The following is a 13,762-nucleotide window of genomic DNA, read 5'->3' as shown; positions in this document are numbered from 1 at the left end:
TTTTCTTTTGTTTATTATGCCTGGTGGCCATAGTGGAGAGGTCATACCCGTTCCCATCCCGAACACGGAAGTCAAGCTCTCTTACGCCGATGATACTGCTTACGCGGGAAAGTAGGTTGCTGCCAGGCTTTTTTTATGCCCTGAGGCGCACGCAATGCGCCTCAGGGCATAAAATACAGCCTAAAGAAACCTAGCAAGTTTGCTTAACCTCACCTACAAAACCCAACAGCCTTCCCGTGCAAACTTGGTGAGCACGCGCCTCGCGTGCGTCGGTTGCTGCCCGACCTTAGTCGGTATGTCGGGCTTTTTTATTTTAAAGTGCTCCGGCGAAGACAGTCCCCTTTAAAATAAATTATGGCCTAAAGAAAGCTATCAGTTTGCCCCTAAGAAATATCAAACGCATACTTCCTTTGCGCGGGCAAACTGCTGTTAAAACAGCCGTGAAAAACTTCAGCTTTTCACGGCTTTGCATGTATGCGAGTTTGACGCCTTGCGACAAACTCGATGCGTAACGGCAAAATGAATCGACTTTTGCCGTTACGCAGAGTGCTGCCAGGCTTTTTTTTTATTTTGAGCCGCGTATGGCGGCTCAAAATAAAAATACAGTCTAAAGAAGCCTATCAAGTTTGCTTAACCTCACCTACAAAACCCAACAGCCTTCTCTTGCAAACTTGGTGAGCACGCGCCTCGCGTGCGTCGGTTGCTGCCCGACCTTAGTCGGTATGCCGGGCTTTTTTATTTTAAAGGGCTCCGGCGAAGACAGTCCCCTTTAAAATAAACCATGGTCTAAAGAAGCCTATCAAGTTTGCTTAACCTTACCTACAAAACCCAACAGCCTTCTCTTGCAAACTTGGTGAGCACGCTTGCGTGCGACGTGGGCAGGCGGGGGGGCTCAAAAGTTTGTTACTTTTTCGCCGTCCCCGACGAGTTTTAAATTAAGTCTTGGTATACCGTCAGGCGTTAGCGGGTGGCAGCAGTACCCCGCAGAAAGCACGGGAAAATGAGCGGGTGCTTTCGAGGAGTACTGCAGAACACGCGGCCGCAAAAAACGATTTTCTTTTAGCGCTCTCGTTAAATCTTCGTTTTTTGCGGCAACGCCCATATAAACATGTCGTATGAAATTAAGGAAAATGCAGAGAAGGAATTGTTTAAACGGCCGCAAATATTTATAATACGGCAACTGAATTATAAACGGAGGGTAATCAATGAATAAAATTCCGATCCTTACATATCTGGAAAAAAAGATAGGTGAAAACAGAGAGTGAACATGGAAATACTGTAATTATATGCTTTACTATAACTTATTGGCCGCCGGTATCTATAAAATCTTTGCCGTTCCACAAATAGCCTCCGGATTCTCTTTCGGATACCGAAGGCGTGCCGTTTTCCCAGCTTTTAGATATATGCATGACTGTTATCGTGTTTCTATTGCTAAATTCAAAATATTCGACAAACCCGTAATGCATTTTAGATTCAACGTCTGAAAGTGTAGTAAGATATTTCAGTGTGCCGTCCGTAAAATAAAAATACCGCTTTGTATACCAGCCGCCCTCTTCGTCTTTAGAACCGCTGCGGGCAACGCGAAAAGATACTTCCGGTGTCAAATATTCGCATTCCCATATTGAATAGAAGGTATCTCGCGAGATTTTATTTTCATCGAATTCTTCCAAATAGAGTTTCTCCAAGTCGATATTTTTAACCTGTGAGTCTTTTATGAGCACGTGATGTGTGTTTATGTTATAAAAGCTGCTCATATATCTGAAATTTCCGGAAATCGGCGCTCCCTTAGATTCACTGACGCAAAGGCATGCAAAAACCTCATCTTCTCCGTCGTTGTCGAGGTCCCCTACAGCCTCTTTGCAGGAAATATACCGGCCGCATATGTAGCCGGTACCTTTGGCGCAAGAGATTTTGTACCACGGCGCATAGTAGCCTTCCGCCCAAAGCCATTCCCCATCTTCATTCCACTCGAGTATCCTGACTTTATCACCCGCATTCAGCCGGAACAGTTTTTCACCGGAAATGTTCGGCGCCGAGCGGACATTTACTCTGTTATCAATAACATAATGATCACTGTCTTTGTGATAATCGATGGCGACATAATGGCAGCCGGCAATTGCCGAATCGTGTGATAATCGGTACAATAAATAGCCGTGTGCAGCTTTATTTTTCATCTGCACGGTTCGGCAGATTCGGCGGGTATGTAAAAAAAGGATGGCGCAAATGTCGGAACGTAAGCGGTTTTTTACAGACGATACGCAAAGCGGCTTGTACGGCGGAACAGGTCCGGCGAATACGGCTCGGATAGAGAAGACGTGCGCTGCAGGTACCGTTTTTGTTTTTTTTGTTGTAATAACCGCAGTGCGTTTTTTTATGCTGAATACTTCCGAGCATCCTACGGGATTGGACGGCTATTTTTATGCGCTGCAAGCCAAATCGTTTATGCTTACGGGATCGCTCGAAAACCCCGATACGAAAATCGGGTACTATCTGTGCGGACTTTGTTCGCTGATATGCGGTGATGCGATTATCGGTTGTAAACTGTGGGCGGCCGTTTCGAATGCGTTGCTGTCGGTCGGTATTTTTGTCTTTGTGCGGATGCTGTGTTTTCGCGGAAATCGGCAAAACGGCTTATATGCCGCCGGGGCAGCCATGCTGCTGAGCGCTGTATCGCCTGCCGTAACGATTCTGTGCATAAATTATATAAACAATCAAACCGGGGTGGTCTTTTTCTTTTTGTACGGCGCGAGTGCGGTACATGTGCTGCGTATGTCCGCTGCAAAAAATCGCGCCTCGTATGCTTTATATGCGGTACATATAGGTTTGACTTTTGCCTTATGTATTCTGTGCATGATGAGCCATTTGGTTTCGGCATGTTACGCGCTTATCTTTACCGGCATATTGATGGTAAAAAAACTTTCTTTTAAGCTGCGCCCGATTGTCGCTGTCGTCGCAGCCGCAGGCTTTGTCTGTGTCTGCGCGATTCTTTTTACTCAGCTTGCGCGTTTTAAAAACGTTTTCGCGCTTACGCCTGTCCTTCCGCTTTTTTCTCCGTTTATGATACGTTCCTGCGGTTTTGCGTTGTGTTTTGAAATATCCGTTTATTTTGCCGCAACGTGGGTTTTATCCGTTGTGTATGTTTTTCGTACAAAGCGTTTCGACTGCGCTCTTTTGTTCACGCCCGTTCTGTTTTTCCCTTTTTGGCGGCTGGATGTTTTGGACATGGGCTACCGAATGCTTTTGAATGCCGTTCCCGCGGCAATCGTTTTTATCGCATATATGCTTAATGTGATGTTCATGCAGCCGAATGCTCGGCCCGGCGAAAAAATAAACGCCGGCGAAGGAAGGGGCAAACGCGGATTACCCGTTGTGAAGGCCGTCTATTGTGTGCCGTGCGCCGTCTTATGTGTGCTTTTGTTTTGTACGCCCCGATTATACAAAAAAGAACGCGATCCGCCCTACGGCTATTACAGGCGCATAATCGAAAATATTGAACTTGATGACGATTCGCTTTTGATTGCGCATTTGGGCTTAAACCACGTGTATACATATTACAAAAACCTGCGTGACAGCTTGAATTATATTCCCGATTTTTACGTTCCGACGGAAAAACTGTGGCGTTTGGCATACGGCGTACATATGATTTCTTTAGAGCAAAATATACACGCAAGCGGACGGGATTTTGCCGAAAACGTCCGCCGAATCGATTCGCACTATGTTTTAATCCGCGAAGATTATTGGCGTGAATATCTTGCAAACGAAGAAGAAGAAATTGCCGAAACGTATAACAATTGGTTCAATCCGTACACCGTCCGTCCCGCGTTTATCAGGAAAAAGGCAAAGTCTTTTTGATTTCGGCGGGATTTCCCGCGCACAGTACGTTCGGCGGGACATCTTTTAAAACGAGCGACGCCGCTCCGATAACCGCACCCGAACCGATTTGGGAACACAGAACGGTTGAGCGCATACCGATCCATACCCCGCTTCCGATTTTTATATCGTGCGCGCTGCACGTACCCGCCCGATGTTCCGGCGTTCCCGTTTTGTGGCTTTGACAATTAAAACAGGTTTCCGGTCCTATATCGCAGTTTTTTCCGAAGGCGACGGTACAGCCGGGCATTGTGTACAGCGTACAGTTTTTGCCTATCCACGCATTGTCGCCGATATCGACATTGCCCCGGCCGTACACGCGAAACCCTTCGTTAATTTTGGCGGTTTTTGCAATATGTACGCCGGCAAACCGCAAAATAAATCTTCGATATGCAAAGCACGACGACGGAAGCAAATCCGACAGTTTGTTGACTAAAAATCTTTTTAAAGAAATCGGCATACAGACACAATACACTACTTGTGATATAATTTCTACAAATGATGCAAAAGTTTTTATGAGAGGTTTTTATGGAAAAACGATGTATCGAAAAATTCATATTGAGCGCCGTGTTGTGTTTTTTTGCGGCCGGTTTAAGTTTTGCCCAGTCCGATTGGTTTATGGCGCAGACGCGGAAGGCTGATGCAAAATCGGTACTTGCGACCAGCGAGTTGGTGGAAGCGCAGTTTGCCGGAAAATATCTGTATCCGCCGATCAACGTTTTGGACGGCGACTTTGCGACGGTGTGGTGCGAGGCCGAAAAAGACGGGCCGGGAATCGGCGAATCGATCACGATTGAATTTGCAGAGCCGGTCAGTTTTGACGAAATACAAATCGTAAACGGTTTTGCTTACAAAGATTATTACACAAAAAATAACCGCGTAAAATCGATTTTGCTTACACAGACTGCGGGTAAACACTTTCAGCAAAGAGAATACGTTCTTGCCGACGGAGTACAAAACTGGCAGTCGATATGTTTCGGTTTGCCTCAAACGGCACAAACGCTTACGATAAAAATTACGGGCGTATATAAAGGCGCCAAATACGACGACACCTGTATCGGTGATATACGTTTACTCTACAAGGGAAAGGTTATTCCGTTTGAAAATGTTGCGCCGCTCAAAGCCGCGCAGGAAGAAAATTCAAAGCTGATGCTTAAAAACAAAGCCGGCGATTTTGAAAAGGAATTTTTCGCCCTATTCGGAAACGGAAACGAATTGTATTTACGGAATGAGCGGGGCGGCGGTTTTATCATTACAAAAAGCGGGTCTCGTATATCCGACATGGATAATTGCGTTATTTTGGAAGCGCAGTCAAATGAAGCGATTGTCCGGTATTATAAAGAAAAATACGGTGACTACGGTGCCGATACCGTTCAGGAGCAACTGGAAAAGCATAACCGGAAAGATTATGACTATGTTATAATTAGCCGATCACGGGTATGGGAGGAGAGACCTCGGTATAAGCTCGGGAATTATCGGATTCTAAAATACGAAACGATACAGTATGTTGAAACCGTTACGGCAACATTGATAAAACTTGACGGAAAGACCGTGTACGTAAACGGCATAAAATATACCGTTCTCAATCCGAATCGGGTAATAGATGTGAGCTTTGATGCCGGACCCTAACATTCCGTTCCGTTTTATACCGCACAAGCGTCGGTCAAAGTTGCGCCTCTTGTGCGGTATGCTGGTTTTCCGCCTTATGCGCGGCGCGTATTGGGCGCTACACCGCTCCCGCTTTGCAAAGCAGACGAAAATTCCCCTCGAACAAGTAAAACGGGATTTTCCGTACATTGCCGCCTCACATTCCTCACCGATTTTCAGGAATTTGAGTAAAGAAGATGCGGCGCTGCAAAACGGAAAAGCCGAAAACCTTGCGCTTGCGGCGCAGCGAGTAAACGGAACGCTTGTAAAAAGCGGAGAGGTGTTTTCATTTTGGCGCCTGATCGGCAACCCGACAAAGCGGCGCGGCTTTAAGAGCGGCATGATGCTTGTAAACGGAAAACCTTCGGCGCGCATCGGCGGGGGCTTATGTGCGCTTTCAAATCTTATTTACTGGATGACGCTCCATACGCCGCTTACGGTAACGGAACGCTTCCGCCACAGTTACGACGTTTTCCCCGATTCAAACAGAACCGTGCCCTTCGGAAGCGGCGCTACCTGCGTGTACAACTACCGCGATTTAATGATTCAAAACAACACTGCTGCCGATTTTGCGCTTTTTGTGTGGCTGGAAAACGGAATGCTCTGCGGACAGTGGCGGAGTAACGCTCCAATCGGAGACAAGTATGAAGTCTACCAAAAATCGCACGCTATCACCTGCGAAGGTGCCGGCATTTACGTGCGGCACAACACGCTGTACCGCAAACATTTTGCCGTACATTCCGGCGCGCGTACGTTAATCGCCGATGAAAAAATCACCGAAAACCACGCTCTTATGATGTACGAGCCGCTTTTGGAACGCGGTACTGAAAAAGAGCCGTAATATTCGAATGAAGCGCGTCTGCCGCGTTTTTGTCTGTTCCGCCCCCTTTTCCCGTCCGCTGCATTTCGGTATACTTAACGGTATGAATACGCAAAACGCAAAACAACTTATCGATTTTATAGACGCAAGTCCTTCCGCATTCCATGCGGTACACAACGCCGCTTCTCTTTTGGAAAAACACGGGTTTAAGCGCTTAAAGCGCGAAGACGACTTTGCCTTGGAAAAAGGCGGTGCTTACTATACGGAATACAATGGGAGCGCTCTTGTCGCTTGGCGGATGAGCCGCACGGGCGGCATCGAAAACGGCTTCAGAATTATCGCAAGCCACAGCGATTCTCCCGGTTTTAAAATAAAACCGCGACCGGAAATCGCCGTCCAAAATCACTACGTAAAACTGAACACGGAAGTGTACGGCGGCCCGATTTTATCGACGTGGTTCGACCGTCCGCTGTCGGCCGCAGGCCGCGTCGTTTTAAAAAATAAAAACAACGGCGAAAGCATTTTGGGCTGCGAAAGCGTACTGTTCGACTTTGAAAAACCGGTGCTGACGATTCCGAACCTTGCGATCCATATGAACCGCGAAATAAACGAAGGCTTTGCGATCAATAAGCAAAAAGATACGCTGCCGCTTTTAGGCATACTGAACGATGCCTGCGAAGCCGATAATTTTTTGCTTACGCTCATTGCCGAAAAACTGGGCGTTCCCGCCGAGCGCATTTCCGACTTCGACTTGTATCTGTACGATACGCACAAGGGCTGCTTTGCGGGAGCGGGCGGCGAGTTTTTTTCGTGCGGCAAAATCGACAATCTCGGCATGCTGTATCCGTCGGTAGAAGCGCTCGCGCTTGCAAAACCCTGCGATTGCATACAGGTTGCGGTTGTCTTCGATAATGAAGAAGTCGGCTCTGCAAGCGCCCAGGGAGCCGGAAGTCCCTTTTTCCACGACACGTTGAACCGTATCGCTGCTGCCGTGTGCAAGGACAATACGTATGAACGCATGCAGCGCTCGCTTGCAAAATCCTTTATGATTTCCGCCGATCAGGCGCACGCCCTTCATCCGAATTATCCGGAAAAAAACGATGTAACCAATTTTCCGCTTATAAACAAGGGACCGGTTATAAAAAGCGCCGCGTCGATGAGCTATACGTCGGATGCCGTTTCATCGGCCGTGTTCAAAGAAGTGTGCCGCCGCGCAAACGTTCCCTGTCAAATATTCGTAAACCGCTCCGATATAAAAGGCGGCTCGACAATAGGCCCCATTTCAAGTGCTCACGTACACATACGCAGCGTCGATATCGGGAACCCCATCCTGGCCATGCATTCCGTGCGTGAACTCGGCGGCACGCAAGACCAGAAGTATATATCGAAAGCCTTTGCCGAATTTTATACCTGCAGCTGAGGCAGAATTCGGCATGAACGGGAAAGCGTTACGCTTTGGCTTTTTTTACGCCGCCTGAAGCAAGTTCGGCAACGGAGGTAACGATCCCGGCGAGGTTTTGGATGTCCGACGGAATGATAATCTTTGTTGCCTGACCGTCGGCGGCTTTTTCGAGCGCTTCCAAACTGCGCAGCCGGATAACCGCTTCGTCGGCACATACGTCCTTAATCATCGCAAGACCGTCGGCGGTTGCCTTTTGCACTTCGCGGATCGCCTGCGCTTCGCCTTCGGCTTTGCGTATGGCCGCTTCTTTTGCTGCTTCGGCTTCCAAAATAAGCGAGGCCTTTTTACCTTCGGCGACGAGGATGGCGGACTGCTTTTGACCTTCGGCAATTAAAATGGATTCGCGGCGCTCGCGTTCGGCCCGCATTTGCTTTTCCATCGCTTCCTGAATGGAATCCGGCGGAATGATGTTTTTTACTTCAACGCGATTTACTTTGATGCCCCACGGGTCGGTCGCTTCGTCCAAAATGCTGCGCATTCTCGTGTTGATGACGTCGCGGCTCGTAAGCGTACCGTCCAATTCAAGCTCGCCGATAATATTGCGCAGCGTCGTTGCCGACAAATTTTCGATGGCATTCATCGGATTTTCGACGCCGTAGGTAAACAGTTTCGGGTCGGTTATTTGAAAATAAATAACGGTGTCGATCATCATCGTAACGTTGTCTTTGGTGATAACCGGCTGCGGCTTAAAATCGAGCACGCGCTCTTTGAGCGATACCCGGTTTGCAATGCGGTCGATAAACGGAATTTTTACGTGAAGTCCCACCGACCACGTGCACATATAGCCGCCCAAGCGTTCAACGATAAAGGCTTTTGACTGCGGGACGATTCTGATATTCGGAATGATGACAATCAAAATCAACAGAGCGACGGCAATGAATGCGTATAACGACATAGTTCCTCCAAAATATAAACGGTTAAAATATTACTGTACCTTGCGCACGACGCAGGTAACGCCTTCAATTTTTTCGATGAGGCATTCGCTGCCTTTTTCGATACCGGTGCCCGATGCGCTTTTTGCCGACCACCGTTTGCCTTCGATTTTTATTTCGCCTTTTTCAAGCTCGCCTATGGTTTGTGTTACGAGGGCTTTTTGTCCGATAAGCGCGTCGGCATTTGTTTTCGTTTTGTTTGCTTTCAGTTTTTTCAGCGCAAAGGGGCGGGTTAAAATCAGCAGCGCGCAGGCAAGAATTAAAAACAGGCATATTTGGTACACGGCCGCTATGGGCAAAAGCGACACGAACACCATAAAGAGAGCGGCGATCGCAAACCAAATGGTTGTAAGCTGCATTGTCATGCCTTCGGCCGCAAAGCACACTACGGCGAGAACGAACCACACCCACGGAAGATGCTGCGTCAACATTTCTTTCATGCCGCCACTATAACGCTTTTTCGGCTTTTATGCTAGATGCCTTCCTACACCGGCAAAACCTATTACAAGAAGCAGTTCCGGGCGTATTCCGACAGTGCATAAACTAAGCCGATAATTTGAAATTCTTCCGTGTGTAAATCAAATAATACACCGTAAAGGCAAGCGAATGCAAAAACCATGAAAGAGGATAACATACTATAATCCTCATAAAGTCAGCTCCTGTGGCGGCTATATACAGCATCCATAAAACACGCGATCCGCATATTGTAAGCAGCGACACAAGCATTGCCGTAAAGGTTTTTCCCGACCCCCGTATTGAAGCGGAAAATAAATCGCCGAATACATAAAACACATAAAAGGGGGCTATAAAATGCATTATACGCACGGTAATGGCAATCACATCATAATCGTTTGCGCTTATGAACAATTTCGCAAAAGTGTCGCTGTACAAATACAATAGGGCGCTGATAATCAACACGGTGAGCGTACCCGCAAAAATACCGAATAAGGTTCCTTTTTTAACCCGGTCGATTTTTCCCGCACCGTAATTTTGCGCCGCACAAACGGAAACGCCGTCGGCAACCGCCCCGACGGAAAACCATATTAAAAAATCAAGTTTTCCGCACAGTGCCCATGCGGCTATATTGTCGGTACCCGAAGCGTTTATGCCCGATTGAATAAGTATGTTTGCTATAGGATAAAATGCCGATTGAATCCCTATCGGTACGCCGGTTATAAGGATGCGCTTTAATGTTTGGCTGTGAAAGCGCAGTTTTTTCGGGTACAATCTGCCCTCGGTTTTCGATTGTATCAATGCCGCAAAGGCAAAAACCGCACTTATACATTGGGCGATTGAGGTTGCAATGGCCGCTCCGGCGGTACTCCATTTAAAGTACCCTATAAAGAGTATGTCCAAAGCGATATTCGTAAAGCAGGATATTATTAAAATGTACAGGGGTGTTTTTGAATCGCCCAAAGCACGAAGAATTCCTGCACAAATGTTATACAGCATCATAAACACAAAGCCCGCAAAATATATTTGTACGTATGATAAAGCGTAATCGTAGATTTCGGCGGGAACCGCGATAAGATTTAAAATATAAGGGGAGCCGACGATGCCCGCCGCCGATAAAGCAATTCCACCTGTAAGGGCAAATAAAACCGCCGTATGAACGGCAGTGCCGAGCTTTTTAAAGTCTTTTGCTCCGTAGGAATAGGAAACGATGATGGAAGCGCCTGCGGAAATGCCGGCAAAAAACAATACGGGAAGCCGAATCAGGGCATATACGGAATCTATGGCGGCCAAGCCGATTTTTCCCGTATATTTTCCGATAATGACGGCATCGGCAGTAACGTAAAGCTGCTGTAAAACGGTACCTGCAAGTATGGGCAGTACAAAAAGTAAGAGTTTTTTCCGAAGCGCTCCTTCAGTGAAGTCTATGCTTTTTTGTACTGCCGCATTCATTATCCTTCCTTACAATTTTTTGCGGACTATTTCCCGAACTTTTCTATATAACCGAGAATAAAAATCGCGAATACGATTGCCGGCAAAATCCACGTGATGTAAAAACGCAGTTTTGTCGGAAAGCGCAAGCCCTTGCCCGCATCCGCTTCGGCGATAAAGTTGTTCCAGCCCCAGCCGTTTTTGCGGCAGCAAAAAAGCAAAAATACCATTGAACCGAGCGGCAAAAGGTTGTTGCTGACGATAAAGTCTTCCAAATCCAAAAAGCTGGTGCCGCTTCCCATGGGCTGTATGTGCGAAAGCACGTTAAAGCCTAAGGCGCACGGAAGCGACAAAATACTTATCGCAACGGCGTTGACGATGACGGCTTTTTTGCGGCTCCAATGCAGAATGTCTATCGCATACGAAACGATGTTTTCAAAAACCGCTATAACGGTCGTCATTGCCGCAAAACTCATAAATACGAAAAAGAGGCTGCCCCAGAGTCTTCCGAGCGGAAGCGCGTTGAAAATATTGGGCAGGGTTACGAACACGAGTCCGGGACCCGCTCCGGCATCGACGCCGAAAGCCGCGCTTGTCGGAAAGATAATCATGCCGGCCATAAAAGCCGCCAAGGTATCCAAGCCTAAAATACTTAAGGATTCGCCGGTTAAGCTGCGTTCTTTTTCAATGTAACTTCCGAAAATGGTCATTGCGCCGATACCGAGGCTGAGCGTAAAAAAAGCTTGCCCCATGGCGGCGTAAACGGCACTCCAAAAACCGTTCGCAATCATGCGGTTAAAATCGGGTTTCAGATAAAAGGCGATCCCCTTCGATGCTCCCGGCAGCGTTACCGCGCGGATGACAAGCAGCAGCATAATCACAAATAAAAACGACATCATTATTTTTGCGACTTTTTCAACGCTGTTGCGGAGGCCCCCCGCGCATACGAGAAAACCGATCGCGACCGTGATAAGCATCCATACGACGTTTACGGAAGGATTTGCGAGCATCGAACCGAAAAACGATCCGGTCTGTTCGGGGGAAAGTCCTTTTAAATCGCCCTTTGCCATTGCGTAAAAATAGTACAGCATCCAGCCCGCAACCGTCGTATAAAACATCATTAAAAGATAGTTGCCGGCGATGGCAACGTAACCGAACACGTGCCACTTGGTGCCTGCGGGTTCGAGCTTGCGGAAAGCGCCGCCGATGTTTTGCCGCGATGCGCGCCCGACCGAGAATTCCATAATAATGACGGGAAGTCCGAGGATAATTAAAAAAATCAAATACATAATAACAAAGGCGCCGCCGCCGTAAACGCCCGTTATGTACGGAAAGCGCCATACGTTTCCCAATCCGATTGCGCACCCTGCCGACAAAAATAAAAAGCCCAGTCTGCTTGCCAACGTTTCTCTTTGCATGCTCCGTTCTCCTCCGAATCATAAAAAAAGTTGAAAACAGTATACAGGAGTTTGCATAAATATGTAAATACGGAAGTACGGGAATTGCACGCGATGAGGTACAATTCCCGCAGATTGCCGGATGCTTCGGTAGGAAGGTGCTTATCTTGCAGGCGGCGGGAAGGCGAATCCCTTTTGATTACGTCCGCCTTTTATACCGCCCGAACCTCTCTGCATACCGCCGCCGGTTGTAATCGAAGAAAGCGTTACCGATACGCTTTCGTTTCCGGCTTTTACCGTGTACGTTTCGCCGACTTTTAAGTCTTTCGAGCTTACGACAACTGAGCGGAAGCTTTTGCCGCTGTTCGTTTGTACGATTATTTTTCCGGTCTTATCGGTTACGCTTATGTTGCCGCTTACCGTTTTTGAAAAGGTTGCGACAAACGATGCCTGCGTCGATTCTTCGGAAAAACCCTGAGCCATGCCGGCGCTTCCCGAAGCGATAAATTCGCCGCCGGTGATTACCGCCGTCACGTCATAGTCGAGCGCGGCATCATTGTCGGAAGCAGGTCCGAGTATGCGCACGGTACCGCCCGAAACGTACACCGAACCGTTCGAATCGATTCCGTCGGCTTGCGAATCGATGGTGATTTCTCCGCCGGCAATATTCAAATAAGTGCGCATTGCCTGTTCGCTTATGTTTTGCATTCCTCCCTTGTTCCGAGCCGAAGATGATATGGAAGAAGCCGATGCAGCGGTTCCCGCCGATTTTTCGGCTATTTCTTCCTTATCGCTGTATGAAGCATTTATGCCGTCGTCAGACGAAACAAGCGTGATTTTTCCGCCGTTTATATCGATTGTCGTCGCTTCAATGCCTTCGTCGGATTGTACGACGTCGATGTTTCCGCCGTCGATTTTGATATTGTTGATTGCGTCGAGTGCTTCGCCTTCGGCACTGATGACAAAGGTACCGCCTTTAATGTAGATATTGCCCGATTCGGCGTTGTCGTCGTTTTCGCTGTGAATACCGTCTTTGCCGGATGTGAGCGTAAAGCTGCCGTCCGCGATGTTCACATTGTCCTTGCCTTTAAGCGCATGGGAAGAAGCACTGATGCTGAAGGTACCGCCGGTAATTGCCAAATTCTTTTTCGACGCGATACCGCTTCCGTTTTGAGCCGCCGCGTTCAGTGTGCCCGAACCGTTCAGTGTTAAGTCCGATTGCGCAAAGATAACCGCTTCTGCTTTTGCGCCGTCGATTTTTACAAACTCGCCGTTCACCGACAGCGTATTTGTGCTGTTTTCGGCAAGAGTAACATACACCTTGGCGGCGTTTTTTACGTATACGGGTGCCGCCGAAGAATTGCTTATGCTCAAATTGTCGAGTACCAATCGTACTTCGGCGTCCGGCGCATCGACGCTTATGCACACATCGTTTGCACTTCCGGAAAGAATGTATGTTCCCGCAGCGCTTATCGTTGCCGTTTTTCCGCTTACGCGCACGCCGCTTGCCGAAATGTTTGCAAGCGAGGCGATGTTTATCTTCGCGCTTGATGCATTATAGGCCGCATCGAAGTCGTCCCTTGTAAACGCCTGCGACGTGTCCCGCTGTTCGACGGCCGTTTGCGCTTGTACCGTACTTTGTTTTGCCGCCGCTTGGCAGCCCAATATCGCCGTAATCAATAAGACGATTCCGAATGTCCGTACTTTGTTTTTTAACGTTTTCATATTCAACCTCCGGATTTTTTATGTA

11 protein-coding genes and 1 rRNA gene are annotated in these 13,762 nt (G+C 47.9%); 5 read left to right on the top strand and 7 right to left on the bottom strand.

Annotated features, from left to right (window positions below; genetic code table 11):
• Positions 1–19 precede the first annotated feature (19 nt).
• Positions 20–128 (top strand): 5S ribosomal RNA (rrf, locus tag HMPREF9194_RS07410).
• 1,173 nt (positions 129–1,301) lie between these two features.
• Here rrf and HMPREF9194_RS07400 read toward each other — a convergent pair.
• Positions 1,302–2,174 carry an SH3 domain-containing protein gene (locus tag HMPREF9194_RS07400; RefSeq protein ID WP_016525752.1) on the bottom strand — a complete coding sequence of 291 codons (873 nt, stop codon included), beginning with the start codon at positions 2,172–2,174 and terminating at the stop codon, positions 1,302–1,304.
• A 49-nt stretch (positions 2,175–2,223) separates the two neighbouring features.
• Here HMPREF9194_RS07400 and HMPREF9194_RS07395 point away from each other — a divergent pair, with 49 nt between their 5' ends.
• A complete protein-coding gene (locus HMPREF9194_RS07395) occupies positions 2,224–3,852 on the top strand; it encodes a hypothetical protein (protein WP_016525751.1) in 1,629 nt (542 codons plus the stop codon).
• Here the strand turns inward: HMPREF9194_RS07395 and HMPREF9194_RS07390 are convergent.
• Entirely contained in the window at positions 3,827–4,330 is a 504-nt protein-coding gene (locus HMPREF9194_RS07390) for an acyltransferase (RefSeq protein WP_016525750.1), read from the bottom strand. The two genes, HMPREF9194_RS07395 and HMPREF9194_RS07390, sit on opposite strands and share 26 nt — an antisense overlap.
• A 68-nt stretch (positions 4,331–4,398) precedes the next feature.
• Between HMPREF9194_RS07390 and HMPREF9194_RS07385 the strand changes: the two genes are divergently transcribed.
• The 3 genes from HMPREF9194_RS07385 (at position 4,399) to HMPREF9194_RS07375 (ending at position 7,757) form a co-directional block, all read left to right on the top strand.
• Positions 4,399–5,499 (top strand): discoidin domain-containing protein, encoded by a 1,101-nt coding sequence (locus tag HMPREF9194_RS07385; protein WP_016525749.1) that lies wholly within the window; start codon positions 4,399–4,401, stop codon positions 5,497–5,499.
• Between the two features lie 76 nt (positions 5,500–5,575).
• Entirely contained in the window at positions 5,576–6,358 is a 783-nt protein-coding gene (locus HMPREF9194_RS07380; protein ID WP_245540734.1) for a VanW family protein, read from the top strand.
• Between the two features lie 82 nt (positions 6,359–6,440).
• Positions 6,441–7,757 (top strand): M18 family aminopeptidase, encoded by a 1,317-nt coding sequence (locus HMPREF9194_RS07375; RefSeq protein ID WP_040846784.1) that lies wholly within the window; start codon positions 6,441–6,443, stop codon positions 7,755–7,757.
• Between the two features lie 28 nt (positions 7,758–7,785).
• Here the strand turns inward: HMPREF9194_RS07375 and HMPREF9194_RS07370 are convergent, their stop codons facing one another.
• The 5 genes from HMPREF9194_RS07370 to HMPREF9194_RS07350 form a co-directional block, all read right to left on the bottom strand.
• Positions 7,786–8,694 (bottom strand): SPFH domain-containing protein, encoded by a 909-nt coding sequence (locus tag HMPREF9194_RS07370; protein ID WP_016525746.1) that lies wholly within the window; start codon positions 8,692–8,694, stop codon positions 7,786–7,788.
• A gap of 30 nt (positions 8,695–8,724) precedes the next feature.
• A complete protein-coding gene (locus HMPREF9194_RS07365) occupies positions 8,725–9,171 on the bottom strand; it encodes an NfeD family protein (protein ID WP_040846258.1) in 447 nt (148 codons plus the stop codon).
• 103 nt (positions 9,172–9,274) lie between these two features.
• Complete coding sequence (locus HMPREF9194_RS07360; RefSeq protein WP_016525744.1) at positions 9,275–10,636, bottom strand: MATE family efflux transporter; 1,362 nt, start codon at positions 10,634–10,636, stop codon at positions 9,275–9,277.
• Positions 10,637–10,662: 26 nt separating this feature from the next.
• Positions 10,663–12,033 (bottom strand): sodium-dependent transporter, encoded by a 1,371-nt coding sequence (locus tag HMPREF9194_RS07355; protein ID WP_016525743.1) that lies wholly within the window; start codon positions 12,031–12,033, stop codon positions 10,663–10,665.
• A gap of 141 nt (positions 12,034–12,174) precedes the next feature.
• Positions 12,175–13,737: a carbohydrate-binding domain-containing protein gene (locus HMPREF9194_RS07350; protein WP_016525742.1), complete on the bottom strand. Its 1,563-nt coding sequence runs from the start codon at positions 13,735–13,737 to the stop codon at positions 12,175–12,177.
• Positions 13,738–13,762 lie beyond the last annotated feature (25 nt).

Source organism: Treponema maltophilum ATCC 51939 (assembly GCF_000413055.1).
Lineage (GTDB): Bacteria > Spirochaetota > Spirochaetia > Treponematales > Treponemataceae > Treponema_C > Treponema_C maltophilum.
This window is presented reverse-complemented; position numbering and strand designations above follow the sequence as displayed.